The sequence below is a fragment of the Micromonospora sp. CPCC 205546 genome, assembly GCF_036902715.1.
Classification (GTDB): Bacteria; Actinomycetota; Actinomycetes; order Mycobacteriales; family Micromonosporaceae; genus Micromonospora.
In genome coordinates this window covers 157,944-181,873 of record NZ_JBAKHL010000004.1, presented here as the reverse complement: position 1 = coordinate 181,873, position 23,930 = coordinate 157,944, and the positions used below count along the sequence as shown (strand labels likewise).

24 protein-coding genes are annotated in these 23,930 nt (G+C 73.2%); 6 read left to right on the top strand and 18 right to left on the bottom strand.

From position 1 onward, the window contains the following. Window positions 1–15 precede the first annotated feature (15 nt). The gene (locus tag V6U77_RS02895; RefSeq protein WP_334604555.1) at window positions 16–729 is read left to right on the top strand and encodes a DedA family protein; all 714 of its coding nucleotides are present in this window, start codon (window positions 16–18) and stop codon (window positions 727–729) included. A 58-nt stretch (window positions 730–787) separates the two neighbouring features. On the opposite strand, the gene V6U77_RS02890 is transcribed toward V6U77_RS02895, so the two are convergent. The 13 genes from V6U77_RS02890 to clpB all read right to left on the bottom strand — a co-directional run bounded on the left by V6U77_RS02890 (window position 788) and on the right by clpB (window position 12,196). Beyond that, on the bottom strand, window positions 788–1,165 hold the full coding sequence (locus tag V6U77_RS02890) for an ArsR/SmtB family transcription factor (protein ID WP_089002658.1): 378 nt from the start codon (window positions 1,163–1,165) through the stop codon (window positions 788–790). Between the two features lie 57 nt (window positions 1,166–1,222). After that, window positions 1,223–1,762 (bottom strand): orotate phosphoribosyltransferase, encoded by a 540-nt coding sequence (locus tag V6U77_RS02885; protein WP_334604553.1) that lies wholly within the window; start codon window positions 1,760–1,762, stop codon window positions 1,223–1,225. Between the two features lie 168 nt (window positions 1,763–1,930). Further along, window positions 1,931–2,740 (bottom strand): SDR family NAD(P)-dependent oxidoreductase, encoded by an 810-nt coding sequence (locus tag V6U77_RS02880; RefSeq protein WP_334604552.1) that lies wholly within the window; start codon window positions 2,738–2,740, stop codon window positions 1,931–1,933. Between the two features lie 9 nt (window positions 2,741–2,749). Further along, window positions 2,750–3,424 carry a hypothetical protein gene (locus V6U77_RS02875; RefSeq protein ID WP_334604551.1) on the bottom strand — a complete coding sequence of 225 codons (675 nt, stop codon included), beginning with the start codon at window positions 3,422–3,424 and terminating at the stop codon, window positions 2,750–2,752. Window positions 3,425–3,496: 72 nt separating this feature from the next. Next, window positions 3,497–4,357 carry a hypothetical protein gene (locus V6U77_RS02870; protein WP_089002662.1) on the bottom strand — a complete coding sequence of 287 codons (861 nt, stop codon included), beginning with the start codon at window positions 4,355–4,357 and terminating at the stop codon, window positions 3,497–3,499. Between the two features lie 110 nt (window positions 4,358–4,467). Beyond that, a complete protein-coding gene (locus tag V6U77_RS02865; RefSeq protein ID WP_334604550.1) occupies window positions 4,468–6,036 on the bottom strand; it encodes a polyamine aminopropyltransferase in 1,569 nt (522 codons plus the stop codon). Further along, on the bottom strand, window positions 6,033–6,851 hold the full coding sequence (locus tag V6U77_RS02860) for a hypothetical protein (RefSeq protein WP_334604547.1): 819 nt from the start codon (window positions 6,849–6,851) through the stop codon (window positions 6,033–6,035). The genes V6U77_RS02865 and V6U77_RS02860 overlap by 4 nt, the downstream gene beginning before the upstream one ends. After that, complete coding sequence (locus tag V6U77_RS02855) at window positions 6,851–7,273, bottom strand: DUF350 domain-containing protein (protein ID WP_334604545.1); 423 nt, start codon at window positions 7,271–7,273, stop codon at window positions 6,851–6,853. Before V6U77_RS02855 ends, V6U77_RS02860 begins: the two co-directional genes overlap by 1 nt. Window positions 7,274–7,304: 31 nt before the next feature. Beyond that, window positions 7,305–7,730: a DUF4247 domain-containing protein gene (locus V6U77_RS02850; RefSeq protein ID WP_334604544.1), complete on the bottom strand. Its 426-nt coding sequence runs from the start codon at window positions 7,728–7,730 to the stop codon at window positions 7,305–7,307. After that, entirely contained in the window at window positions 7,727–8,233 is a 507-nt protein-coding gene (locus V6U77_RS02845) for a DUF2617 family protein (protein ID WP_334604542.1), read from the bottom strand. The genes V6U77_RS02850 and V6U77_RS02845 overlap by 4 nt, the downstream gene beginning before the upstream one ends. Next, window positions 8,233–8,859: a DUF4178 domain-containing protein gene (locus V6U77_RS02840; protein WP_334604540.1), complete on the bottom strand. Its 627-nt coding sequence runs from the start codon at window positions 8,857–8,859 to the stop codon at window positions 8,233–8,235. The genes V6U77_RS02845 and V6U77_RS02840 overlap by 1 nt, the downstream gene beginning before the upstream one ends. A gap of 218 nt (window positions 8,860–9,077) precedes the next feature. Then, window positions 9,078–9,458 (bottom strand): hypothetical protein, encoded by a 381-nt coding sequence (locus V6U77_RS02835; RefSeq protein WP_334604539.1) that lies wholly within the window; start codon window positions 9,456–9,458, stop codon window positions 9,078–9,080. Window positions 9,459–9,604: 146 nt separating this feature from the next. Continuing rightward, a complete protein-coding gene (gene clpB / locus V6U77_RS02830; RefSeq protein ID WP_334604538.1) occupies window positions 9,605–12,196 on the bottom strand; it encodes an ATP-dependent chaperone ClpB in 2,592 nt (863 codons plus the stop codon). A 306-nt stretch (window positions 12,197–12,502) separates the two neighbouring features. On the opposite strand from clpB, the gene V6U77_RS02825 reads away from it, so the two are divergent. The 3 genes from V6U77_RS02825 to V6U77_RS02815 all read left to right on the top strand — a co-directional run bounded on the left by V6U77_RS02825 (window position 12,503) and on the right by V6U77_RS02815 (window position 14,826). Continuing rightward, window positions 12,503–13,003, top strand: a complete 501-nt coding sequence (locus V6U77_RS02825) for a cation:proton antiporter regulatory subunit (RefSeq protein WP_101413558.1) — start codon at window positions 12,503–12,505, stop codon at window positions 13,001–13,003. Between the two features lie 7 nt (window positions 13,004–13,010). After that, entirely contained in the window at window positions 13,011–14,216 is a 1,206-nt protein-coding gene (locus tag V6U77_RS02820) for a cation:proton antiporter (protein WP_334604737.1), read from the top strand. A gap of 178 nt (window positions 14,217–14,394) precedes the next feature. Next, window positions 14,395–14,826 (top strand): hypothetical protein, encoded by a 432-nt coding sequence (locus V6U77_RS02815; RefSeq protein ID WP_334604535.1) that lies wholly within the window; start codon window positions 14,395–14,397, stop codon window positions 14,824–14,826. Between the two features lie 278 nt (window positions 14,827–15,104). On the opposite strand, the gene V6U77_RS02810 is transcribed toward V6U77_RS02815, so the two are convergent. The 5 genes from V6U77_RS02810 to dnaK all read right to left on the bottom strand — a co-directional run bounded on the left by V6U77_RS02810 (window position 15,105) and on the right by dnaK (window position 20,168). Then, window positions 15,105–15,311, bottom strand: coding sequence for a hypothetical protein (locus V6U77_RS02810; RefSeq protein ID WP_334604534.1), 207 nt, complete (start codon window positions 15,309–15,311; stop codon window positions 15,105–15,107). Window positions 15,312–15,751: 440 nt separating this feature from the next. Then, the gene (locus tag V6U77_RS02805; RefSeq protein ID WP_334604533.1) at window positions 15,752–16,192 is read right to left on the bottom strand and encodes a heat shock protein transcriptional repressor HspR; all 441 of its coding nucleotides are present in this window, start codon (window positions 16,190–16,192) and stop codon (window positions 15,752–15,754) included. A 46-nt stretch (window positions 16,193–16,238) separates the two neighbouring features. Beyond that, on the bottom strand, window positions 16,239–17,432 hold the full coding sequence (gene dnaJ, locus V6U77_RS02800) for a molecular chaperone DnaJ (protein ID WP_334604532.1): 1,194 nt from the start codon (window positions 17,430–17,432) through the stop codon (window positions 16,239–16,241). Window positions 17,433–17,517: 85 nt separating this feature from the next. Continuing rightward, window positions 17,518–18,246, bottom strand: a complete 729-nt coding sequence (locus tag V6U77_RS02795; protein ID WP_334604530.1) for a nucleotide exchange factor GrpE — start codon at window positions 18,244–18,246, stop codon at window positions 17,518–17,520. A gap of 47 nt (window positions 18,247–18,293) precedes the next feature. After that, the gene (gene dnaK, locus V6U77_RS02790; protein ID WP_334604529.1) at window positions 18,294–20,168 is read right to left on the bottom strand and encodes a molecular chaperone DnaK; all 1,875 of its coding nucleotides are present in this window, start codon (window positions 20,166–20,168) and stop codon (window positions 18,294–18,296) included. 222 nt (window positions 20,169–20,390) lie between these two features. Here dnaK and V6U77_RS02785 point away from each other — a divergent pair, with 222 nt between their 5' ends. Both V6U77_RS02785 and V6U77_RS02780 read left to right on the top strand, forming a co-directional pair. Further along, window positions 20,391–22,232, top strand: a complete 1,842-nt coding sequence (locus tag V6U77_RS02785; RefSeq protein ID WP_334604527.1) for a GTPase domain-containing protein — start codon at window positions 20,391–20,393, stop codon at window positions 22,230–22,232. Beyond that, window positions 22,229–23,914, top strand: coding sequence for a GTPase (locus tag V6U77_RS02780; RefSeq protein ID WP_334604526.1), 1,686 nt, complete (start codon window positions 22,229–22,231; stop codon window positions 23,912–23,914). Before V6U77_RS02785 ends, V6U77_RS02780 begins: the two co-directional genes overlap by 4 nt. Window positions 23,915–23,930: the final 16 nt, after the last annotated feature.

Genomic DNA, 23,930 nt, shown 5'->3' with positions numbered 1-23,930 from the left:
ATCGGAGGTCATCTCGTGCCGACGCCCACCACCACCCTGGCCCTGGGGCCGAGCTGGCTCGATCCAGAGGTGTTGATCTCGACGTTCGGGCTGATCGGCATCCTGGTGATCGTCTTCGCCGAGTCCGGCCTGCTGATCGGGTTCTTCCTGCCGGGCGACTCGCTGCTGTTCACGGCGGGGCTGCTCACCGCCGACGGGAAGTACATCACCTACCCGTTGTGGCTGGTCTGCCTGCTCATCACCATCGCGGCGATCGCCGGCGACCAGGTCGGGTACGCGTTCGGTCGCAAGGTCGGCCCGGCCCTGTTCCGCCGTCCCAACTCGAGGCTGTTCAAGCAGGAGAACGTGCTGAAGGCGCACGAGTTCTTCGAGAAGTACGGCGCGCGTTCCATCGTGCTGGCCCGCTTCGTGCCGATCGTGCGGACGTTCACGCCGATCGTGGCCGGGGTCAGCCGGATGAACTACCGCACGTTCGTCATCTACAACGTGATCGGCGGCGTGCTCTGGGGCACGGGCGTGACCGTGCTCGGCTACTTCCTGGGCCAGATCCCGTTCGTCAAGGCGAACATCGAAATGATCCTGATCGGCATCGTGCTGATCTCGGTGATTCCGATCGCCGTCGAACTGCTCCGGGCGTGGATGGCCGCCAGGCGTGGCACCACCCCGCAGGAGCGGGCCGCCGCCGAGGAGGCGATCCGGGAGACCCGCGAGCACTACGGCAAGCACTGACCGGCCGGCCGTCCGGCGCCGTCCCCGGAGGGGGATGGCACCGGACGATCGGTGAAGGTCAGCGCGCCTTCTTGGTGGCGCGCTTGCGCGGCGGGGTCAGCAGATCGGCGATCGTGGCGATCGCCGTCGGCACCAGCCGGTAGTACGCCCAGACACCGCGCTTCTCCCGCTCCAGCAAGCCGGCCTCGGTGAGGATACGCAGGTGGTGACTGACCGTCGGCTGCGAGAGGCCGAGGGGCGCGGTCAGGTCGCACACGCACGCCTCGCCCTCGGGAGCCGACTGGATCAGGCTGAGCAGCCGAAGGCGAGCGGGATCGGCGAGGGCCTTGAGGACCCCCGCGAGACGCTCGGCATCGGCACGTTCGATCGGCTCGCCGGCAAGCGGCGAGATCTGAGGCATAGTCATTTCAGCCAACGCAGTTCCCACGAATTCCATCCTTCCACCAGCAGCATCGATCCGCCTGCATATCGGCGGATCCGAATCGGCAGACTTTTACGCCACAAGGCCGAGGTCAGCCAACGTATAGGCCGCCCGATACGGCAGTCCGGCGGCTCGCACCGCGTCGCCGGCGCCTCGATCAACAATAACCGCCACGCCCACGATCTCAGCCCCGACCTCGCGAAGGGCCTCGATCGCCGTCAACACACTTCCCCCGGTCGTGGAGGTGTCCTCCACCGCCAACACCCGCCGGCCGGCCACGTCCGGCCCTTCGATCCGGCGCTGGAGACCATGCGCCTTGCCCGTCTTGCGAACCACGAACGCGTCCAGCGGTCGACCGGCCCCCGACGCGGCGTGCAACATCGACATCGCCACCGGGTCCGCGCCCAGGGTCAACCCGCCCACCGCTTCGTATGCCCAGTCGGCCGTCAGGTCACGCATCACGCGTCCCACCAACGGAGCGGCCTCGTGATGGAGCGTGACGCGACGTAGATCGACGTACCAGTCGGCTTCGCGGCCCGAGGAGAGCACCACCCGGCCGTGGACCACCGCCAGGTCAGTGATGAATTTACGCAGGTCGTCGTGGTCCCCCATGCCGATAGAGGGTACTGCTCAACTCTGGGAGTCGTGTGTGGGGTCCGCCGGATCAGCCCCGGGAAGGAGCGGCGGGTGGCGATGCCCGGCTACGCTGAGCGACCGTTCAGCCGGACATATCGGACGATCGATGCGGGTCGACGTGGTGAGCCGGCACCGATCGGGCGCTCAGCCGCCGTCGCGGCCGATCCGGCCCCGGGTGTCCCGGGACACCACCTCGAGCAACCGCCGGGGCGCGTGCCGCAGGCCTGCCACGGCGAGCTTGTACTTCCACGCCGGAACGCTGACCAGCTTGCCTTTCCGCAGGTCACGCAGGCTCTCGTCGACCACGTCGTCGGCCCGCAGCCACATCCACTCCGGCGTCTTCGACATGTTGATGCCGGCGCGCTCGTGGAACTCCGTACGCGTGTAGCCGGGGCAGAGCGCCATCACGCGTACGCCGAAGGGCCGGGCGGACTGGCCGACGGACTCGCTGAAGTTGGTGACCCACGCCTTGCTGGCGGAGTATGTCGAACCCGGCATGACCGCGCCGAAGGCCGCCACCGAAGAGACATTTATCACTGCCCCGGAGCGCCGCTCGGTCATCGGGCGCAGGGCCGCGAGGGTCAACCGCATCACGGCGTGCACGTTGAGGCGCAGCAGCCGCGCCTCGTCCTCGACGGACGAGCGCAGGAACGGCGTGTTGAGGCTGATCCCGGCGTTGTTCACCAGCAACTCGACCGGCGACCCGTCGGCCAGCCGCCGCTCCACCGCCGCGCAACCGTCGTCCGTGGACAGGTCGGCGGGGAGCGTCTCGACCTCCCGGCCGTGTCGTCCGGTCAGCTCGTCGGCCGTCGCGGCCAGCCGGGCCGCGTCCCGAGCCACCAGCACCAGGTGCCAGCCGTCGGCGGCGAGCCGGCGGGCGAAGGCGGCGCCGATGCCCGCGGTCGCTCCGGTGATCAGGGCCCGCCGCTCGCTGGCCGACTCGTCGAGCGTCACGGGCGGTCCTCACCTCGGCGGGTACGGGGGCGCGGGCGGCGCCCCGGGCGGCTGGTGCGCGGGCTGGTCGGGCGGCGGCGCGGACGACGCCGGAGGGCGGTGCGGGGCGTACGGCGCGGGCCGCCGGCGGAACCAGGCGCTCGCCGCCGGCAGTGCCAGCAGCACGGCTACCACAAGGTAACCGAGCACCTGGCCGACGGAAAGCCCCGCGCCCAGCGGAATCCACCAGGACGGGTAGGCGTCGGCGAGAAGGCCGAGGAGTTCCGCCGTCGCCCGGTCGTCCTCGCCCGAGGCGAGCGGGGTGGCGCGCTGGCCGACCAGCAACGCGAGCCCGCAGCACCCGGCGACCAGTCCCAGCGCCGAGATCACCCAGGTCGCCGTGCGGGCGCCGTCCCGGCCGGCCCGCAGGCCGAGGGCGAGGCCGGCGACGAGCAGCCCCGCGAGCAGGCTCACCACCGCCGTCAGCACGGTGGACGCGCCCAGCAGGGTGACCGTCCGGTCGATCTGGTCCGGGCTCGCCGAGGTGTCCGCCGCGGCGGCGCGGAACCGGTCGACGGTGCCGCCGCGCGTCGCCACACCTGTGGCGGCGTACGCGAGGGCGACGACCGCCATCAGCGCCAGCAGCGCCACTGCCGCCGTGACGACGGCCGGGCGGCGGGCCGGCGCCCGATCGGGGTACGACACGACGGGTCCCTCCGGTAGGCGTCGGGTTGCAACCTACTCGGAGGGACCGTCGGCGTCGCTGTTATCGACCGGTCAACTCACCGGCGGCGGGGTCGGGCCGGGACGGTCCGGTCCCGGCTGGTCGCCACCCGGGTTCGACCCCGGCTGGTCCCCGCCGTACGGAGCGGACGGCGGCGGGTAGCCCGGCTGGTCGGAGCCCTGCGGCTGCCCCGGGGCCGGCGGATAGCCCGGCTGGTCGGGGGCCGACGACTGGCCCGGCGTCGACGGGTACCCCGGCGTGGGCGGGTAACCGGGCTGGCCCGTCTGCGGGTAGCCGGGCTGACCGGACTGCGGGTAGGCCGCACCCGGGGTCGGGGGCTCCCAGCCCTGCTTCGGCTTGCGGAAGAACTCGTTGGCCTTCGGCAGCGCCAGCAGGATCAGCGCGGCGAGCAGCGCGAGCAGCCCGAGCACGCCCAGGAGGGTGGTGACCGGGTTGAACCAGCCGGGCAGCGCCTCGTCGAGGCGACGCTGGATCTCCTCCGCGCTCGGCGCGTCGCCGGTCGTCTGACCGGTGCCGATGCCGCCGCCAAGGCCGCTGACCAGGCCACCGCCCGTGCAGCAGACCATGATGCCGCCGAGCACCCAGGTGGTGATCCGCGATCCGTTGCTGCCCTTGTTGTTGAACACCCCGAGCACGGCCAGCACGACCGCGAGCAGGAGCACGAAGACGGCACCACCGATGGTGATCATCGTGGTGATGTCGGCCAGGTTCTGTGTGCCGTTGGCGTCGGTGCCCCGGTACGCCTCGTCGAGCACCTCCGAGATGGTGCCGACGGTGGCGAGCGTGATGATGAGGCCGATCAGCTGGGTGAGCGCGAACAGCCACAGCAGATACGTGGATATGGTCACCACACCCGGCCGGGTGCGGGCCGGCGTGTTGTGGGAATCGACCATGATTCTCCTTCCCTAGATCGCGGTCACACCGTATCCAGGTCGGGCCACTCCGGCACGTCAGACGGACATTGACCCGCCGAGACGGCGACGATCGCGGCCCCGGGCACGCCTCAGTAGCCGCGCCACTCCGCACGGGCGTACTCGAGCACCCGGGGCTGGAGCAGGGTGGAGGCGGGCACGTCGACCCGGCGGCGGTCGGCCGGGAAGTTGGCGGCGGCGGAGAGGGTCGCCGCGTCGAGGAAGCGCAGCGCGGGCGCGTCCGGCGGCAGGGCCAGGGCGGGCGCGGCCGGACCGGGCGCCGCGAGCAGGAAACCCCAGTCGCCGAAGGACGGCACGTCGACGTGGTACGGCGTGGTGGCGAAGCCCGCCTCGCGCAGCGACGCCTCGATCGACCAGTACGACCGGGGCGCGAAGTACGGCGAGCCGGACTGCACGACCAGCCGGCCACCCTCGGCGAGCACCGCCCGTACCAGCGCGTAGAACTCGACCGTGTAGAGCTTGGCGGTGGCCGTCTCGTCCGGGTCGGGCAGGTCGGCCACCACCGCGTCGAACCGGTCGGGGGCGGTACGCAGCCAGGCGAACGCGTCGGCGTGCACCACCCGGACCCGGGGATCGTCGAGCGCCCCGCCGTTGAGCCGGCGCAGCTGCGGCTCGCTGCGGGCCAGCGCCACCACCGCCGGGTCGAGGTCCACCACGGTGATCCGCCGGACGTCCGGGTAGCGCAGCAGCTCGCGTACGGCGAGGCCGTCCCCGGCGCCGAGCACCAGCACCTCGCCGCGCGGGCCGTTGAGCACCGGGTGCACCAGCGCCTCGTGGTAGCGGTACTCGTCGACCGAGCTGAACTGGAGGTCGCCGTTGAGGAAGAGCCGCAGGTCGGTGCCGGCGTGGCTGGTCTCGGCGACCGAGCGGGTGAGCACGATCTCCTGGTACCGGCTGCGCTCCGCGTGCACCACCGGGTCCCGGTAGAGCTGCTGGCGGGCGGTCAGCTCGAAGTCGTGCGCGGTCACCCACGCGTACCCGAGGCTGAGGAAGACCACGACGCTGCCGGCGCCGAGCGCGACGCGCGCCCGGCGGCTCAGCTCGCGCCGGAACACCGTGCCGACCAGCGCGAGCCCGGCGACGGCGTTCACCGCGCCGACCACCAGCGCCCCCTTGAGCAGGCCGAAGACCGGCAGCAGCAGGAACGGGAAGGCCAGTCCGCCGAGCAGCGCGCCGACGTAGTCGGCGGCGAACAGGTCCGCCACCGCGCTGCCGGCGGCCTGCTCGCGGATGCGTTGCAGCAGCACCATCAGCAGCGGGATCTCCGCGCCGATCAGCAGGCCCAGCACGAAGGCGGTGGCGACCAGCGCCGGGCCGTAGAGGTCCAGCCACGCGAAGGCCGCGTAGAGCCCGAGCACGCAGAGGCCCCCGAGCAGCGCCAGGGCCAGCTCGATCGCGGCGAACGCGACGGCGGAGCGGGGCTGCAACGGCTTGGCGGCGAGCGCGCCGACGCCCATCGCGAACACCATCACGCCGAGCACGATCGAGGTCTGCCCGACCGTGTCCCCGATCAGGTAGCTGCCCAGGGCGACCAGGGCCAGCTCGTAGACCAGGCCGCAGGCGGCGCAGACGAAGACCGCGAAGAGCACCGCGGCGCGGGACAGCCGCCACCGCGCGGGTGCCGGCGCCTCGACGGTCACCGGCCCTCCGGCGTACGCCCGGCGGCCCGGCGGTGGGTCCGGAAGTCCTTCGTCCCCACGGCCCCCCGCCCTTCGGCCTCCTTGCGGCGCTGACGGCTGCGCTGCCAGAAGCCGGCGGCGAACAGCAGCGCGGTGAACAGCAGCAGGCCGGTCGCGGCGAGCAGGTAGCCCCAGCGGTCACGCCAGAGGTCGCTACCGGCGTCCGGCAGCGGTGCCGCCTCTGCCGTCGCCGCCGCCGGGGTCGGAGCCGGCTCCACCACCCCCGCCTCGGCGGCGAGCAGCGGCAGCGAGACGGCCGCCCGGGTGACGGCCCAGCCGGGCTCGTCGACGAAGGCGTCCTCGTCCAGTCCCAGTCGTTCCAGCCCGTTCTGCATCCGCAGGCGGACGCTGGCGGGCACGTCGCTGGACGTCTCCACCGTGATGCGGGCGAAGTCGTTGCTCTCGCTGCTCTCCGGGGTGTAGGCGACGCGGGCGACCACCTGCACCCAGCGCGGGCAGGCCGCGTTCTCCTCGACCGCCACCCCGTCGCCGAGGTTCGATCCGACGCTGAGGTCGCGATAGGCGTAGTAGTCCTTGAGCACCCAGCCGTAGCAGACGCCCTGGCTGGCGCTGGAGCGTTGGAGGATCGGCACGGTGTCGCCGCGCTCCTGCGACGTCGGCGGCAGCACGTCGTTCCCGCCGCCGCTGCGGTTGACCACGCCGATGCCCACACAGCACAGGACGAACGCACCGATGACCACCCAGCCGATCCAGGTGCCCTTGGTCGCGTCCGCGCCCGCCGCCCGCTGCCCGCCGGGCTTCTTCGCCCTCGCCATCAACTGATGGCGGCGGCGATGATCGCGCCGGTGGCGAGGTGCACGACGGCGGAGACCCAGACGGCCGGGTGCGGCTGCGGGTCGACCAGGATCTCGCCGAGCTTGCCCGGCGTGGCCACGTCGAGCAGCACGAACGCCGCCGCCATGATCACCAGACCGAGGATCCCGTACGCGGACGCGCCGACGATGCCGAGCACGAAGTCGTCGTCGCTGGCGGCGATCGCGGCGACCACGATGATGCCGACGCCGGCCAGGTTGGAGGCGAGCAGCAGCGCGGCGTTGCGGTTGCGCTCGGTCCAGATCAGCTGGTTGAGCCGGCCCGGGGTGGCGAGGTCCACCAGGACGTAGCCGATGCCCATCAGCAGGACGCCGACCACCCCGTAGGCGAGGGTGACCAGCAGATCGGTGACGAGGGTCTGCACAGGAGGCTCCAGGGTGAGGGGGGTCGGTGCGTCACTTGCCGCTGCCGGGGCCGCCGCCCCGGACGGTGCTGCCACGGCCCCAGCCCCAGTGGGAGCCGACCGTGGAGTGGTAGCGGGGATAGGCGGTGCTCATGCGCTCCAGCAGGATCACCGAGCCGGCGGCGATCGGCAGGATCACCACCGAGTCGTCGTCGTAACGCAGGTAGACGCCGCTGCCGTCGACGTACTGGTCGGCCGGCTGCCACGCGTCGGTGACCTCCTTCGCCACCTGACTCGGCGAGCGGGGCGAGGTGTAGGCGACGGCGTTGCGGCCGATGTCGTGGCTCGCCGCCCGCCTGTACTTGTCCTCCACGTAACCGCGCGGCGAGAAGCTGCCGTAGAAGACCGCGAAGGCGGCCACCAGGGCGCCGATGACGGCGAACGCCGCCCCCACCACGAACCAGCGTCGGTACGTCATCGCAGTGCCACCACCGTCTCGGTCAGGACCAGTTCGTTGGTCTGGGGGTACGCGTGCCAGGTGCGCCAGGCGAGGGTGCCGGCCGGCGGGTCGGGACGGACCGCCAGCGCGGTCACCGCGTCGGCGTCGCCGGGGAACACGCCCACCAGCGCGTACGGGTCGTCGGCCAGGTCGGCGCGGAGGGCGGCCACCTGCTCGCTCAGCCCCGCGCCGGCGGGCCGCAGCACGGTCGCCGTGAAGTGGTAGCCGCTCGCCTCGTCCCGCACCGCCGTGGGCAGCTCGGGCGGACGGCCGGGCAGGCAGGCCACCGTCTCGGTCAGCGTGGCGCCGGGCGCGTGCAGGACCACCTGGTGCGAGGCGCCGAGCAGCCGCAGCCGCAGCCGGACGCCGCCCGGCAGGTCGAGCTCGAGCACGTGCAGCGCGGGCCGCTCGACGTCGTCCAGCGCCAGGCTGAGGTCGGCCGCGCTGGTGTCGACGTACGGGGCGTCGAGGGTGACGAGCATCAGCCGACCTCGGACTGCGGGTAGATCATCACGTCGCCGCGGTGCAGCAGCTCACCGAGCGCCACCTCCCAGCCCGCCTCGCCGTACGCCTCGAAGGAGAGCCGGGCCCCGCCGGGCGCCTGGTAGTCGTGGTACCGCATCGTGCCGGTCGGGTCGAGGCCGGTGTTGCCGACGGCGGTGAAGCGCGCCTGGCCGGACTCGTTCCAGTTGTAGCGGCGGCCGGCGAAGTCGATGGTCGGGGCGCCGGGCGTGACGGTGGCGCCCTGCTCGGCCCCCCAGAGCACCAGCTCCAGCTCCGGGTCCTCCTCCACGGAGAGCCAGCGCCGCACCCCGGCGGCGTCGTCGAGCAGGTGCTCGGCCCAGCTCCAGCCACCCTCGACCAGTCGGATCGAGCCGCGCACCGCGTACGAGGTGCCCCGGATCTCGACGATGTCCCCGGGCTTCAGGCGGCGCGGGTCGCCGCGCAACGCGTCGGCGTCCCGGTCCCGCAGCGGGTCGCCCGGTCCCTTGGCCCGCTGCTGCGGGCGGGACCGCGACCGGTTCCAGGCCACCGCGGCCACGACCAGACCCGCCACTCCGACCAGACAGCCCATCGCCGCCAGCACGTATGCGATCGTCCCGCTCATCCCGACCACCTCCCCAGGTATGTCGGCGGAGACGGTAACAACCCCGCGCACCTGGGGAAACATGCTGTCGCCTGAGTGAGGGAACGGTCACCCCACGTACCGCCCCCGGGCGACTCTTCGGGCCCGTTCCGGGCATGCTGTTCCCGAGCGGCGGGGTCGGCCCCGGAACTGTCCCCGGGCGGCGACCCGGCCTCGGGGCTGTCCCCGGACGCCGGGGGTCAGCCTCGGGAGAGGTGCTCGGCGGTGTAGTCGCGCAGGGTGGTACGGCCCATGACGCAGCCCGTGAAGGTGCCGAACTCGGCCGGGTCGCCGCCCAGCGCCGTCCAGGCGGCCCGCCCGGCCGCCGGGTCGACGCCCTCGATCAGCGTGGCGGCGTAGACGCGCCCCGCCGGCGTGGCCTCGTCGAGCAGCCGGTCGAGTTCCCCGCGTACGCCCTCGGGGTCCTCGGCGAGTGCCGCCTCCACCCGCCGGTACGCCTCGGTCACCGGCAGCACCGTCCCGGCGATCCCCACCCCGCCGAACGCCACCGTGTCGGCCTGCCGCAACTCGTCGAGCGCCGACGACAGTTCCCGGTCCCGTCTCTTCCCGATCCCGAACATGCCCCTGTTCCTTCCCCCGCCGCGCCCCGCCCACCCTGTCGATCAAGAGGTTTGCGTCGCCAGGGGGAGCGCTGCCGGTACGCAAACCTCTTGATCGACGCGGGCCGGGCCGGGCCGGCGGGGCCGGCCGGGCGCAGGCGGGGCGGTCAGGCCGCCGAGACCCTCAGGGCGTCCTTGGTGTCCGCCATGTCGACCCTGACGGTGTCGCCGTCGCGGATCTGACCCGACAGGAGCGCCTTGGCGAGCTGGTCGCCGATCGCCGTCTGGACCAGGCGACGCAGCGGGCGGGCGCCGTAGATCGGGTCGTAGCCGTGCTCGGCCAGCCAGACCCGGGCCGGTTCGGTGATCTCCAGGCCGAGGCGACGGTCGGCGAGGCGCCTGCGCATCCGGTCGAGCTGGATGTCGACGATGGCCCGCAGGTCGTCCCCGCGCAGCGCGGCGAAGACCACGATGTCGTCGAGACGGTTGAGGAACTCCGGCTTGAAGTGCGAGCGGACCACCGCTAGGACGCCCTCCCGGCGCTGCTCCTCGGCCAGCGTCAGGTCGCCGATGACCGACGAGCCCAGGTTGGAGGTGAGGATCAGGATGGCGTTGCGAAAGTCCACCGTACGGCCCTGCCCGTCGGTTAGCCGGCCGTCGTCGAGCACCTGGAGCAGGATGTCGAAGACGTCCGGGTGGGCCTTCTCGACCTCGTCGAGCAGGATCACCGAGTACGGCCGGCGGCGCACCGCCTCGGTGAGCTGGCCGCCCTCCTCGTAGCCGACGTACCCGGGTGGGGCGCCGACGAGCCGGGCGACGGAGTGCTTCTCGCCGTACTCGCTCATGTCGATGCGGACCATGGCCCGCTCGTCGTCGAAGAGGAACTCGGCGAGCGCCTTGGCCAGCTCGGTCTTGCCGACGCCGGTCGGGCCGAGAAACAGGAAGCTGCCGGTCGGACGGTCGGGGTCGGCCACGCCCGCGCGGGCGCGGCGCACCGCGTCCGAGACCGAGCCGACCGCCTCGGCCTGGCCCACCACCCGGGCGCCGAGCGACTCCTCCATCCGCAGCAGCTTGGCGGTCTCGCCCTCCAGCAGCCGGCCGGCGGGAATGCCGGTCCAGGAGGCGACCACGGCGGCGATGTCGTCCGCGCCGACCTCCTCCTTGAGCATGGCGCCCTCGGCCTGCAGCCGGGCCAGCTCCTCCTCGGCCTGCTTCAGCTCGGCCTTGAGGGCGGGGATCCGGCCGTAGCGCAGCTCCGCGGCCCGCTCCAGCTCGCCGTCGCGCTCGGCCCGCTCCGCCTCGCCGCCGAGCCGCTCCAGCTCCTCCTTCGCGGTGGAGAGCTTGGTGATGTGGCTCTTCTCCAGTTGCCAGCGCTCCGACAGGACGGTGAGCTGCTCGCGCTTGTCGGCCAGCTCCTTGCGCAGCCGCTCCAGCCGCTCGGCGGAGGCGGCATCCGGCTCCTTGGCCAGCGCCATCTCCTCGATCTCGAGCCGGCGCACCGCCCGCTCGATCTCGTCCACCTCGACCGGCCGGGAGTCGATCTCCATCCGGAGCCGGGACGCGGACTCGTCGACCAGGTCGATGGCCTTGTCCGGCAGGAACCGGTCGGTGATGTAGCGGTCCGACAGCGAGGCGGCGGCGACCAGGGCGGCGTCGGTGATCCGTACGCCGTGGTGCACCTCGTAGCGCTCCTTCAGCCCCCGCAGGATGCCGATGGTGTCCTCGATGGTCGGCTCGCCGACCAGCACCGGCTGGAAGCGCCGTTCCAGCGCCGGGTCCTTCTCGATGTGCTCGCGGTACTCGTCCAGCGTGGTCGCGCCGACCATCCGCAGCTCACCGCGGGCCAGCATCGGCTTGAGCATGTTGCCGGCGTCCATCGAGCCCTCGCCCTTGCCCGCGCCGACGACGGTGTGCAGCTCGTCGAGGAAGGTGATGACCTGCCCGTCGGAGTTCTTGATCTCCTCCAGGACGGACTTCAGCCGCTCCTCGAACTGGCCCCGGTAGGAGGCGCCGGCGACCATCGCGCCGAGGTCGAGCGAGACGAGCTTCTTGTCGCGCAGCGACTCCGGCACGTCGCCGGCGACGATCCGCTGGGCCAGACCCTCCACGATGGCGGTCTTGCCGACGCCCGGCTCACCGATGAGCACCGGGTTGTTCTTGGTACGCCGGGACAGCACCTGGATCACCCGGCGGATCTCCGAGTCCCGGCCGATGACCGGGTCGATCTTCCCGTCGCGGGCGCTGGCGGTCAGGTCGACGCCGTACTTGGCCAGGGCCTGGTAGGTCTGCTCGGGATCGGCGCTGGTGACCCGTCGGTCCCCGCCGCGCACCGACGGGAAGGCGGCGACCAGCGTCTCCTCGGTGGCACCGGCCGACTTCAGCGCGTTCGTCACCGCGCCGCCGACCCGGGCGAGGCCGGCGAGCAGGTGTTCGGTGGAGGTGTACTCGTCGCCGAGCGGCCGGGCGATCTGCTCGGCGGCCCCGATGGCGTTGACGAACTCCCGGGCCAGGCTCGGTTCGGCGAGGCTGGAGCCCCGCGCGGCGGGCAGGCCGTCGACCGCACGCTGGGCGACCCGACGCAACTCGCCGGGGTCGGCCCCGACGGCGCGCAGCAGGCCGGCGGCGGTCGAACCGTCGGTGTTCAGCAGAGACAGCAGCAGGTGCCAGGGCTCCACGGTGGCGTGGCCGCGCTGGTTCGCCAGCGCGACGGCACCGGTGATGGCCTCGCGGCTCTTGGTGGTGAGACGTTCCGTGTTCATGGGCTCCCCCGGATCGGCGTGTCCACTGGAAAGGACACAACCAGAGTTGAGCCTATTCCGCTCAACCCTGGTCACGTGAGCTGGATCACACCTTCCCGAGCCTGCGGTCGGACTCCGCTGCGGAGGCCCCGCGCCACCCGCGCCGGGTGCCGGCGCCCAGGCACTCCCCGGCGAATGCGCGCCCACGGATGATCGCCACGCCCGAGGCATCGACGCGTTCGTGGCGCAGAAGCGCGGGCAGGTGACGCAGCGGAGCGGACCCATCGGCCAGATCCGCAGGTGACGGCGGGGAGTAGCCTGACGGCCGTGCGCGTACGTGTCGAACAGACCGCCCTGCCTGGCATCGGGGTCCGTCACGATCTGCTGACGGAATCCGGCCGCCGCCTCGGCGTCGTCTCCCACCGCAATGGCCGCCGTGACCTCGTCCTGTACGACCCGGACGATCCCGACTCATGTCAGCACGACATACCGCTGACCGACGACGAGGCGGAGGCCCTCGCCGACATCCTCGGTGCGTCCCTGATGCTCGGCCAGCTCTCCGGGCTGCGCGACCAGGCCGCCGGGCTGCTCACCGAGCAGATCGCCATTCCGGCCGGGTCCAAGTACGTCAACCGGAAGCTCGGCGACACCCAGGCACGATCCCGCACGAGCGCCTCGATCGTCGCGGTGCTGCGCCACGGCGAGGTGATCGCCTCGCCGGATCCGTCCTTCCGCTTCGCGGCCGGTGACGTGGTGGTCGTGGTCGGGACCCGCAGGGGCCTCGACGGAGTGACAGCCATCCTCGCCGACAGTGACCCGGACGGCTGAGGCGCGGATGCACGAGACCACGACCCTGCTCGTCGAAGTCGGCGCGCTGCTGTTCCTGCTCGGCCTCCTCGGTCGGCTGAGCCGCCGGATCGGCCTCTCGCCAATCCCCCTCTACCTGCTCGCCGGGCTCGCGTTCGGGCACGGCGGCCTGCTCCCCCTCGCCGCCAGCGAGGAGTTCTTCGCGGTCGGCGCCGAGATCGGCGTGATCCTGCTGCTGGTGATGCTCGGCCTGGAATACTCGGCCAACGAGCTGGTCGGCAACCTGCGCGCCGCGGCCCCCGCCGGGCTGATCGACGGGGTGCTCAACGCGCTGCCGGGAGCGGCCTTCGCGTTGCTGCTCGGCTGGGACTGGGTCGCCGCCCTGGTGCTGGCCGGCATCACCTGGGTCTCCTCTTCGGGCGTGATCGCCAAGGTCCTCGCAGACCTCGGCCGCCTCGGTAACCGGGAGACACCGGTGATCCTCTCGGTCCTGGTGATCGAGGACCTGGCCATGGCGTTCTACCTGCCCCTGGTGACGGCCGTGCTCGCCGGCAGCGGCCTGCTCGGCGGCGGGATCGCGCTCGGCGTGGCGGTCGGCACCGTGATGCTGGTGCTGGTGGTCGCCATCCGGTACGGCAACCTGATCTCCACCGCCATGTCGGCGAAGGACCCGGAGGCGCTGCTGCTCGGCGTACTCGGGATGACCCTGCTGGTCGCCGGCATCGCGGCGAAGCTCCAGGTGTCGGCGGCGGTCGGGGCGTTCCTGGTGGGCATCGCGCTCTCCGGGCCGGTCGCGCACCACGCCACGGAGCTGTTGACGCCGCTGCGGGATCTCTTCGCGGCGGTCTTCTTCGTCTTCTTCGGCCTGGTCACCGACCCTCGGGACATCCCCCCGGTGCTGCTCCCCGCGCTCGCGCTGGCCATCGTCACCATGGCGACGAAGACCCTCACCGGCTACCTGGCGGCCCGTCGGGTCGGCATCGCCGAGCCCGGTCGGTGGCGTGCCGGCCTGGGCCTCGTGCCACGGGGCGAGTTCTCCATCGTCATCGCGGGCCTCGCGGTGGCGGCCGGCAGCGTCGAGCCGAAACTGGCGGCGCTCGCGACGGCGTACGTGCTGATCACCGTGGTGACCGGGCCGATGCTGGCGCGGCTGCCCGACTTCGCGTGGTTCAAGCGCTGGCTGCGGCAGCGTGGCGCGGCCCAGCGGGCCCGACCGGCAACCGTGTCGGACTGACCGGAGTCGGCCGAGGGCCGGATCGACCGTACGGTCGGGTCGGCCCTCGGCCAACGGATCTCGAATTGCGCCCCACGGGGTCTACCGCCGGTCAGCGCCCCGGGTTACCGTTTCGCCCCAGCAGCCAGAGCTCGTGGGTGGCCGACGCCCCCTGCGGACGAGAGCGGAAGGTTGGCCGGTGAGCGTGCAGGAGTCGACGTTCCACGGCTTCGCCAACCCCGTCGACCCGACCCCCGCCGAGCTGCGCGCGTGGGCCTACCAGCCGGACTCCGTACCCCTGACCTCGATGCCTCCGGACTGGGACCTGCTGGTCTCCGGCGACCGCCTGGTGGCGGTGCTCTTCGACCTGGCGATGGACCCGGCCTGCCCGGCACGCCGGTTCGCGCTGCACTGCCTCTACATCTACGCCGCCGACGGCATCCGGACGAACTTCCGCGCCCACCCGAAGCGTCGCTTCCGCAAGCTGGTGGAGCAGGCCGAGCGCAACGGCGACGACCTGATGCGCACCTGGGCGTACAACAGCCGGGCGCTGCTGGCCCGCCCGGAACTCTTCGTCTACCGGGACTGGTGCGAGGGCGGCCTCGTCCGGGAGAACCGCCGCATCGCCTGACCAAGGACGACGAGCGGTCGGACGGACGGCGTGCGGGCCGGGACCCCCGCCCGCGACCACCGGCGTCCCGGCCCGCACACGCACGCACGGACGCACGGACGACGCGCGGCCAGGACCCCCGCCCGCGACCACCGGCGTCCCGGCCCGCACACGCACGCACGGACGACGCGCGGCCAGGACCCCCGCCCGCGACCACCGGCGTCCCGGCCCGCACGGACGGACGGACGGCGTGCGGGCCGGGACCCCCCGTGGGTCCCGGCCCGCACGCCGGCGCATCGTCAGTGTCCCGATCCGCCCTGCCCGCGGCGTCTCGCCTCGTCGGGTCCCCGGTCGGTCCCGTGGTCGGCCCTCTCGGCGGACGCGTTCTGGTTCTTGTCGGTCAAGCGGCCCTCGGTGACCCGGTCGAACTTCTCCCGGACGTTCTTCGCCACCTCTTCGAGCCGTTCCTCGGTCTGCTGGACAACCCTTCTCGCCGCTTCCGTCATGGCTCCCCCCGCCATCGGAGTCCGGATTGAGCTGGTTGGACCTGATTCGCAGGTTAGCCGATCGCACGCCACCCCGCGGGCGAACCGCCGATCGCGCTTCGGTGGAACACCATGGTTGCCACCACCGGCGGATGGCACCCGTGGTGTTCCACCGGCGGTCGGGGCTCGACCGCCGCGACGGTCCGCGCAGCCGTCGATGCCCCGCTCCTTGATCTCGGCGACGACCTGCGCGGTGGCGACGGCAGGCGGCGCCCCGGGGGCGACAGGCCGCGCGACGACAGGCGGCGCTGGAGGGGGCGACGGCCCGCGCGGCGGCAGGGCCACCGGCGGCGCCGGCCCGCCGGGCGTCGAGGGACCGGGGCGCCGGGGCGGCCAGGCGCAGACGGCGCAGACGACCGCGCCCGGCCGCGCGAGGGCGGCCGGGCGCGGTCAGGGTGTCGTCAGCGTTCGGGGCCCCGGCGGGGACGCCAGACCACCAGCGCGGTGGAGGTGCGGTTGGTCGGGACCAGCTCGCTGCCCGGGAAGCGGGCCAGCGCCTCCAGTTCGGCGATCCGGCGGTACGCGGCGTCCAGTTCCGCCTCCATCCGGGCCACCCGCTGCTGCGCCTGCTCCAGCAGCCGCTCCAGCCCGATGATCCGCTTGACCCCCGCCAGGTTGATCCCGTCGTCCTGGCTGAGCCGCTGCACCTCGCGCAGCAGCACCACGTCGCGGACGCTGTAGCGGCGCCCGCCGCCGGCGGCCCGTCCCGGCTGGACCAGGCCCAGCCTGTCGTACTGGCGCAGGGTCTGCGGGTGCATCCCCGCCATCCGCGCCGCCACCGAGATCATCAGCACCTTGGCCTCGTAGGCAGGTTCACCCGAGCCGACGAACTCGTCCGACATCCCGCTCACCTCCGCGTGCACTCCACCGAGCCGACTGAACACCGGGTCAACTGAATCGACGTACCCGCGCCTCGAGATGTTCCCGGGCGGCCGGCGGGGTCTGCGCGGCGAAGCTCTCCAACGCCGCCCGCGCCTCGTCGGACACCTTCGCGGGCACCACCACGTCGAGCGTCACCAGCAGGTCGCCCGCCTGGCCGTCCCGACGGAGAACCCCCTTGCCCCGGGCCCGCAGGATCCGGCCGCCGGGCGTGCCGGGCGGCACCCGCAGGGTCACCGCGCCGTCGAGGGTGGGCACCCGCAGGTCCGTGCCGAGCACGGCCTCCGCGAAGGTGATCGGCACCGTCAGTGTGAGGTCGTCGCCGGTACGCCCGAACAGTTCGTCCGGCCGCACCTTCACGTGCACGAAGAGGTCGCCCGCCGGGCCGCCCCGCGCGCCGGGCTCGCCCCGCCCGGTCAGCCGGATCTTCTGGCCGTCCGCCACCCCGGCCGGGAAGCGGACGTTGAGCGTGCGGGTCTTGGTGACCCCGCCGGTGCCCTGGCACTCGGGGCACTTCTCGTCCACGACCGTGCCCACGCCCTGACAGTTGCGGCACGGTTCGGAGAAGCTGAACGATCCCTGGTTGCGGTTGGTCACCCCGGCCCCGTGGCACACCGGGCAGGTGCGCGGCGAGGTGCCGGGCTTGGCCCCGTCACCGTGGCAGGTGTCGCAGACGCCCGGTGCGCGCAGCGTCAGCGGAAGGGTCACCCCGCGTACGGCGTCGCCGAAGTCGAGGGCCACCTCGGCCTCGACGTCACGCCCCCGGGCCGGACCGCGGGCCGTCGGGCCGGCGGGACCACCGGCGCCGCCGGAGAAGATCGAGCTGAACAGGTCCTGGAAGCCGGCCCCGCCGAAGCGACGGTCACCGCCCCCACCGGTGGCGCCCCCGAACAGGTCGGAGACGTCGAACGGCGCGCCCCCGCCGGGCTGGCCGGGGCCTCCGGCTCCACGCCGGAACGCTCCCGAGCCGAACAGCGACCGCAGCTCGTCGTACTCCCGCCGCTTGGCGTCGTCGCCGAGCACGGCGTACGCCTCGGAGGCCGCCTTGAACCGCTCCTCGGCCTTCGGGTCGCCGGGGTTGTGGTCCGGGTGCGAAGCCCGGGCCACCTTCCGGTACGCCTTCTTGACGTCGTCGGCGGAGGCGGCCTTGTCCACGCCCAGCACGGCGTAGAAGTCCTTCTCGATCCAGTCCTTGGAACTCACCGGTCCACCCCCTTTCCCTGGCTGCGGACCGACCGTCCCGCCCGCCCTCTGCGGGCGGGCGGGACGGTCGGGTCGTCGTCGTGCACTACTCCGGGTCGGCGACCGCGACCATCGCGGGCCGCAGCAGCCGCTCACCGGCCAGGTAGCCCCGGCGCATCACCTGTACGCAGGTGGGCTCGGTGACGTCGGCCGAGGTCTGGTGGGCGACCGCCTCGTGCCGGGTCGGGTCGAACGGGTCGCCCTGCTCGCCGAACGGGGTGAGACCGAACTTGCCGAGCGCCGTGACGAGCTGTTCCGCCACGGTGCCGAACGGCCCGACCAGGTCACCGTGCTCCCGGGCCCGGTCCAGGTCGTCGAGGATCGGCAGCAGCGCGGCGAGCACCGCGCCGGTCGCCTGCTCGGTGACCAGACCCCTGTCCCGGTCCACCCGCTTGCGGTAGTTGGCGTACTCCGCCGTCACCCGCTGCAGGTCCCGGGTCCGCTCGTCGAGCTCCTTGCGTAGCGCCTGCAGTTCGGCGCCGAGCGCGGTCGAACGGCCGCCGGCCGGCTGTGCCGGGGCGTCCACCACCGGCGGGCCGGTCACCTCGACCGTCTCGACCTCGATCTCGTCGACGACGACCTCGGACTCCTCGACCAGGCCCTCGGCGGGGGCGTCCGTACCGGCGTCGGCGGCGGCCGGCTCGGACGTCTCGCTGATCTTGCGGTTGTCACGGATGACGACCCGCGGCCCGTCGCCGGCCTGCTCGGCGGGCGCGGAGCCACCCGGCGCCGACCCGGTCGCACCCGGGTCGGCAGCTCGTGGCTTCTCCGTCATGGGGTTACCTCATCCCTCTGCCGTGGTTGCGTGTCCGGGACGGACCGTCACTTCTTGTCCTCGTCCACGATCTCCGCGTCGACCACGTCGTCCGCGCCACCGGCCGGACCGCCGGCCTGCGCGCCACCGGACGCTCCGGCGCCCGAGGCACCCGCCGCGCCGGGACCGGCCTCGCCCGGCTGCTCGCCCTGCTGGCTGTAGAGCAGCGAGCCGGCCTGCTGGGAGACCTGCGCCAGTCGCTCGTGGGCAGCCTTGATCTTCTCGAGGTCCTGGCCGCCGAGCGCGCCGCGCAGCTCGCCGAGGGCCTCGTTGATCTGGTCACGGGACTCCGACGGCAGCTTGTCACCGCTCTCGGCCAGGAACTTCTCGGTCTGCCACTGGAGCGCCTCGGCCAGGTTGCGGGTCTCGGCCTCCTCGCGGCGACGCTTGTCGTCCTCGGCGTGCTCCTCGGCGTCGCGGCGCATCCGCTCGATGTCGTCCTTCGGCAGCGAGGAGCCGCCGGTGATCGTCATCTTCTGTTCCTTGCCGGTGCCAAGGTCCTTGGCGTGGACGTTGACGATGCCGTTGGCGTCGATGTCGAAGGTGACCTCGATCTGCGGCACGCCGCGCGGCGCCGGCGGGAGGCCGGTCAGCTCGAAGGTGCCGAGCTTCTTGTTGTAGGCCGCGATCTCCCGCTCGCCCTGGAAGACCTGGATCAGCACCGACGGCTGGTTGTCGTCCGCCGTAGTGAAGACCTCGGAGCGCTTGGTCGGGATCGTGGTGTTGCGCTCGATCAGCTTGGTGAAGATGCCGCCCTTGGTCTCGATGCCCAGGCTCAGCGGGGTCACGTCGAGCAGCAGGACGTCCTTGACCTCGCCCTTGAGCACACCGGCCTGCAGCGCGGCGCCGACGGCGACGACCTCGTCCGGGTTGACGCCCTTGTTGGGCTCCTTGCCGGTGAGCTGCTTGACCAGGTCGGTCACGGCCGGCATCCGGGTCGAGCCGCCGACCAGGATGACGTGCTCGACGTCGGAGACCTTGATGCCGGCGTCCTTCACGGCCTGCTCGAACGGGCCCTTGCAGCGGTCCAGCAGGTCCTGCGTCATCCGCTGGAACTCGGCCCGGCTGAGCGAGACGTCCAGGTGCAGCGGTCCGGCCGCGCCGGCGGTGATGTACGGCAGGTTGATGTTGGTGGTGGTGGCGGCGGACAGCTCGATCTTGGCCTTCTCGGCCGCCTCGCGGAGCCGCTGCAGGGCCATCTTGTCCTGGCCCAGGTCGATGCCGTGCTCGCCACGGAAGGTCTTCACCAGGTGGTCGATGATCCGCTGGTCCCAGTCGTCGCCACCGAGGTTGTTGTCACCGCTGGTCGACTTGACCTCGATGACGCCCTCGGCCAGCTCCAGCAGCGACACGTCGAAGGTGCCGCCGCCGAGGTCGAAGACCAGGACGGTCTGCTCCTTGGAGCCCTTGTCCAGCCCGTACGCCAGGGCCGCCGCGGTCGGCTCGTTCACGATCCGCAGCACGTTGAAGCCGGCGATCTCGCCCGCTTCCTTGGTGGCCTGGCGCTGGCCGTCGTTGAAGTAGGCCGGGACGGTGATCACCGCGTCGGTGATCTGCTCGCCCAGGTACGCCTCGGCGTCCCGCTTGAGCTTCATCAGCGTGCGGGCCGAGATCTCCTGCGGGGTGTACTTCTTGCCGTCGATGTCGACGGTCCAGTTGGTGCCGATCTCCCGCTTGACCGAGCGGATCGTCCGGTCCGGGTTGGTCACCGCCTGGCGCTTGGCGACCTCGCCGACGAGCACCTCGCCGTTGCGGGCGAACGCGACGATCGACGGGGTCGTCCGCGAGCCCTCAGCGTTGGCGATGACGGTGGGCTCACCGCCCTCCAGGACGCTGACGCAGGAGTTCGTCGTGCCGAGGTCGATACCGACCGCACGTGCCATCTTCGCTTCCTCGCTTCATCACGTTGTGGGCAGGCGACGGACGACGCCCCTCGCACTGCCCGGCGGCGTCGCCCGCAGCGACCCCACCACAAGTTGAGTGAACTTGACTCAATAGTGCCACGCTCCGCGAAATCGTCAAGTCGAGGTTGAGTCGACCCGACGCAACCCCAGGTTCGTACCGACCGGTTGTCTTCCCTTGCGTCGGTCGGGCACGCTTTAGCGGTGACGACGCACGGCGATCCCGCCATCCCGGCCGGCACGCCCACCGTCGCAGCCCGCACCGGCCCCACGGACGCCGGGGAGGACCGGCCCGCCACCACCGGGGACGACAGCCTGCCCGCCGCACTGGCCGGCCTGCGCGCCGCGATCGGGGCGGCCCGGTTCCCGCTCGCGCTGCCCTCCGCCGAGCCCGCCCGGCAGGTCGGCGGCAACCTCACCGACCAGCTCGACGACTACCTGCTGCCCCGGCTGCGCCGGCTCGACGCCCCACTGCTCGTGGTGGTCGGCGGGTCCACCGGCGCGGGCAAGTCCACCCTGGTCAACAGCCTGGTGCAGGCGCGCGTGAGCGCCGCCGGGGTGCTCCGCCCGACGACCCGCTCCCCGGTGCTGGTCTGCAACCCCGCCGACTCGGGCTGGTTCCGGCAGGGTGAGCTGCTGCCCGGCCTGACCCGCACCTCCGAGCCCAGCGAGGATCCGCGCACCCTGCAACTGGTCACCGCCCCGGCGCTGCCGGCCGGGTTGGCCTTCCTCGACGCCCCCGACATCGACTCGGTCGTCGACGCCAACCGGGCCCTGGCCGGCCAGCTCCTCGCCGCCGCCGACCTCTGGCTCTTCGTCACGACCGCCGCCCGCTACGCCGACGCCGTTCCGTGGGAGCTGCTGCGCAGCGCCCGGGCCCGAGGCGCGGTCATCGCCATGGTGCTGGACCGGGTGCCCCCGGAGGCCGCCGACGAGATCGCCGCCCACCTGTCGGAGATGCTCGCCGCGCAGGAGCTGGGAGCGGCCCCGCTCTTCGTGCTTCCGGAGACCTGGGTCGACGGGCAGGGCCTGCTGCCCGAGCGGGTCACCGCGCCGCTCGCCGCCTGGTTCGCCCGGCTGGCCGCCGACGCCGACGCCCGCGCCGCCGTGGTCCGGCAGACCCTGGACGGCGCGCTCGCCGCGCTGCACCCGGCGGTCGAAGGGCTCGCCGATGCCGCCGAGGAGCAGGTCAGCGCCGCCGACGGGCTCGACGAGCGGGTGCTGGCCGCGTACCGGGGGGCGTACCGGACCGTCGAGCAGGGGCTGAAGGACGGCCGGCTGCTCCGCGGCGAGGTGCTCGCCCGCTGGCAGGAGTTCGTCGGCACCGGCGAGTTCTTCCGCACCCTCGAGGCCCGCATCGGGCGGTTCCGCGACCGGGTGGTGGCGGCGGTCACCGGCCGTCCCGCGCCCGCGTCCGAGCTGCGCGACGCGATCGAGTCCCAGCTGGTGACCCTGCTGCGGGGCGTCGCCGCCGAGGCGGCCGAGAACGCGTACACGGGGTGGAGGGCCCATCCCGCCGGGGCGGCGCTGCTCGCACCGGAGCTGGCCCACCCCTCGGCCGACCTGCCCGAGCGGGCCGAGCGGCTGGTCCGGGAGTGGCAACGTGGCGTGCTGGAGCTGGTCCGCGCCGAGGGCGGCGACCGCCGCTTCGTGGCCCGCACGGCCGCGTACGCGGTGAACGCCACCGGGCTCGCCGTGATGATCGCGGTGTTCGCCTCGACGGCGTTCATCCCCACCGGGCTGGAGGTGGCCACCGGGGCCGGCACGACGGTCGCCGCACAGACCGTGCTGCAGGCGATCTTCGGCGACCAGGCCGTGCGTACGCTGGCCGCCAAGGCCCGGGCCGACCTGCTGGACCGGGTGCGGGCCCTGCTCGACGACGAGGCCGCCCGCTACCTGGACCGGACGGCGCAGGCGCGGCCCGCGGCGAGCACCGCCGAGGCCCTGCGCGGCGCCGCCAACCGGGTGGAGGTCGCCCGCAACCGCAGCGGCCTCGCCGACGCGCCCGTCGCGGGCCTGCCCGGCGCCGGGGACGGAGGGTCATGACCAACATCGTCGGGCGGATGCGCGAGGCGTTCCGCGGTGACCAGCGGGTGGACGCCGACGCGCTCGTCGCCCGCCTCGACGCCGTACGCCGGTTCCTCACGGTCGTCGACGGCCACCTGCCGGACGCGCGGCTCGTGCCGGCGCACACCCTCGTCGAGCGGGCCGGCACCCGGCTGTCGCTCTCCCGCGACCACACCGTGGTGGCCCTCGCCGGCGCGACCGGCAGCGGCAAGTCCAGCCTGTTCAACGCGCTCGCCCGGATGGAACTCTCGCCGGTCGGGGTGCGCCGCCCGACCACCGGTGTCACGCACGCCTGCGTCTGGGGGCCGCTCGACGGCGGCAACCGGCTGCTCGACTGGGTCGGCGTGCTGCCCCGGCACCGGTTCGTCCGGGAGAGCGTGCTGGACGCCGACGACGAGTCCGCCCTGCGCGGGCTGATCCTGCTCGACCTGCCCGACTTCGACTCGGTGCAGCGGTCCCACCGGCTGGAGGTGGACCGGCTGCTCGGCCTGGTCGACCTCGTGGTCTGGGTGGTCGACCCGCAGAAGTACGCCGACCGCGTCATCCACACCAGCTACCTGCGCGAGTTCCACCGGCACCGCGACGTCACCCTGGTCGTGCTCAACCAGGCCGACCGGCTGCCGCCGGCCGAGCTGCCCCGGGTGCTGGCCGACCTGCGCCGGCTGCTCGACACCGACGGCCTGGACGGCGTGCCGCTGCTGGCCACCACCGCCGTGGACCCGGCGGGCATGGCCGGTCTGCGGGAGGCGCTGGAACGCACCGTGGCCGAGCGGCAGGCCGCGCTGCGGCGCCTGCAGGGCGACGTGGACACGGTGGTGTCCGGGCTCGACGAGCTGGTCGGAGATGCCTCGGCGGCCGGAGGTCCGGACGACGCCGCCGTCACCGCGCTGCACCGGTCGCTGGCCGGCGCCGCCGGGGTGCCGGCGGTCACCGAGGCGGTCGAGCGGGCGTACCGGCACCGGGGCGCCGCCAGCACCGGCTGGCCGCTGGTCCGGGGCTGGCGGCGGCTGCGGCCCGACCCGCTGCGCCGGCTGCACCTGCCCGGCCCGGCCGCCGGTCGCGACGAACCGGCGGAGAGCCTCGTCGCCGCGACCTCGGTGCCCGACCCCACCGCCGCCCAGCGCTCGGCGCTCGGGCTCGCCATCCGCTCGGTGGCCGAGCAGGCCGGGACGGGCCTGCCCGCCTCCTGGCCGGCCGCGGTCACGGCCGCCGCCCGGTCCCGCCTCGGCGACATGCCGGACGCGCTGGACCGCGCGGTGGCCGGCACGGACCTCGGCATGGACCGGCGCCCGATCTGGTGGCGGTTCGTCGGCGGCCTCCAGTGGCTGGTGACCCTGGCCGCGCTGGCCGGGCTGGGCTGGCTGGCGCTCGGCTACGGGCTGCGTGCGCTGGGCCTGCCGGCGCTGAAGCACCCGATGGTCGGCGAGGTGCCGTTGCCCACCCTGCTGTTCCTGGGCGGCCTGCTCGCCGGGCTGCTGGTGGCCGCCCTGACCAGGCCGATCGTCCGCTGGGCGGCCCGCCGGGCACGTCGCCGGGCCGAGCGGCGCCTCACGGCGGCGGTGGCGGCCGTCGGCGAGGAGCACGTGCTGACCCCGGTGCGGGCGGTGCTCGCCTCCTACGCCGAGGCCCGTACGGCCCTGCGGGAGGCCGCCGACCGCTGAGCCGGGATCCCCGTCC

What these genes read in the sequence shown, in the direction of transcription:
- V6U77_RS02890 (WP_089002658.1), bottom strand. Translation starts at nt 1,165, where the DNA reads ATGGAATTCGTGGGAACTGCGTTGGCTGAAATGACTATGCCTCAGATC.
- V6U77_RS02885 (WP_334604553.1), bottom strand. Translation starts at nt 1,762, where the DNA reads ATGGGGGACCACGACGACCTGCGTAAATTCATCACTGACCTGGCGGTG.
- V6U77_RS02870 (WP_089002662.1), bottom strand. Translation starts at nt 4,357, where the DNA reads ATGGTCGATTCCCACAACACGCCGGCCCGCACCCGGCCGGGTGTGGTG.
- V6U77_RS02860 (WP_334604547.1), bottom strand. Translation starts at nt 6,851, where the DNA reads ATGGCGAGGGCGAAGAAGCCCGGCGGGCAGCGGGCGGCGGGCGCGGAC.
- V6U77_RS02850 (WP_334604544.1), bottom strand. Translation starts at nt 7,730, where the DNA reads ATGACGTACCGACGCTGGTTCGTGGTGGGGGCGGCGTTCGCCGTCATC.
- V6U77_RS02845 (WP_334604542.1), bottom strand. Translation starts at nt 8,233, where the DNA reads ATGCTCGTCACCCTCGACGCCCCGTACGTCGACACCAGCGCGGCCGAC.
- V6U77_RS02840 (WP_334604540.1), bottom strand. Translation starts at nt 8,859, where the DNA reads ATGAGCGGGACGATCGCATACGTGCTGGCGGCGATGGGCTGTCTGGTC.
- V6U77_RS02835 (WP_334604539.1), bottom strand. Translation starts at nt 9,458, where the DNA reads ATGTTCGGGATCGGGAAGAGACGGGACCGGGAACTGTCGTCGGCGCTC.
- clpB (WP_334604538.1), bottom strand. Translation starts at nt 12,196, where the DNA reads ATGAACACGGAACGTCTCACCACCAAGAGCCGCGAGGCCATCACCGGT.
- V6U77_RS02820 (WP_334604737.1), top strand. Translation starts at nt 13,011, where the DNA reads ATGCACGAGACCACGACCCTGCTCGTCGAAGTCGGCGCGCTGCTGTTC.
- V6U77_RS02810 (WP_334604534.1), bottom strand. Translation starts at nt 15,311, where the DNA reads ATGACGGAAGCGGCGAGAAGGGTTGTCCAGCAGACCGAGGAACGGCTC.
- V6U77_RS02805 (WP_334604533.1), bottom strand. Translation starts at nt 16,192, where the DNA reads ATGTCGGACGAGTTCGTCGGCTCGGGTGAACCTGCCTACGAGGCCAAG.
- V6U77_RS02795 (WP_334604530.1), bottom strand. Translation starts at nt 18,246, where the DNA reads ATGACGGAGAAGCCACGAGCTGCCGACCCGGGTGCGACCGGGTCGGCG.
- dnaK (WP_334604529.1), bottom strand. Translation starts at nt 20,168, where the DNA reads ATGGCACGTGCGGTCGGTATCGACCTCGGCACGACGAACTCCTGCGTC.
- V6U77_RS02780 (WP_334604526.1), top strand. Translation starts at nt 22,229, where the DNA reads ATGACCAACATCGTCGGGCGGATGCGCGAGGCGTTCCGCGGTGACCAG.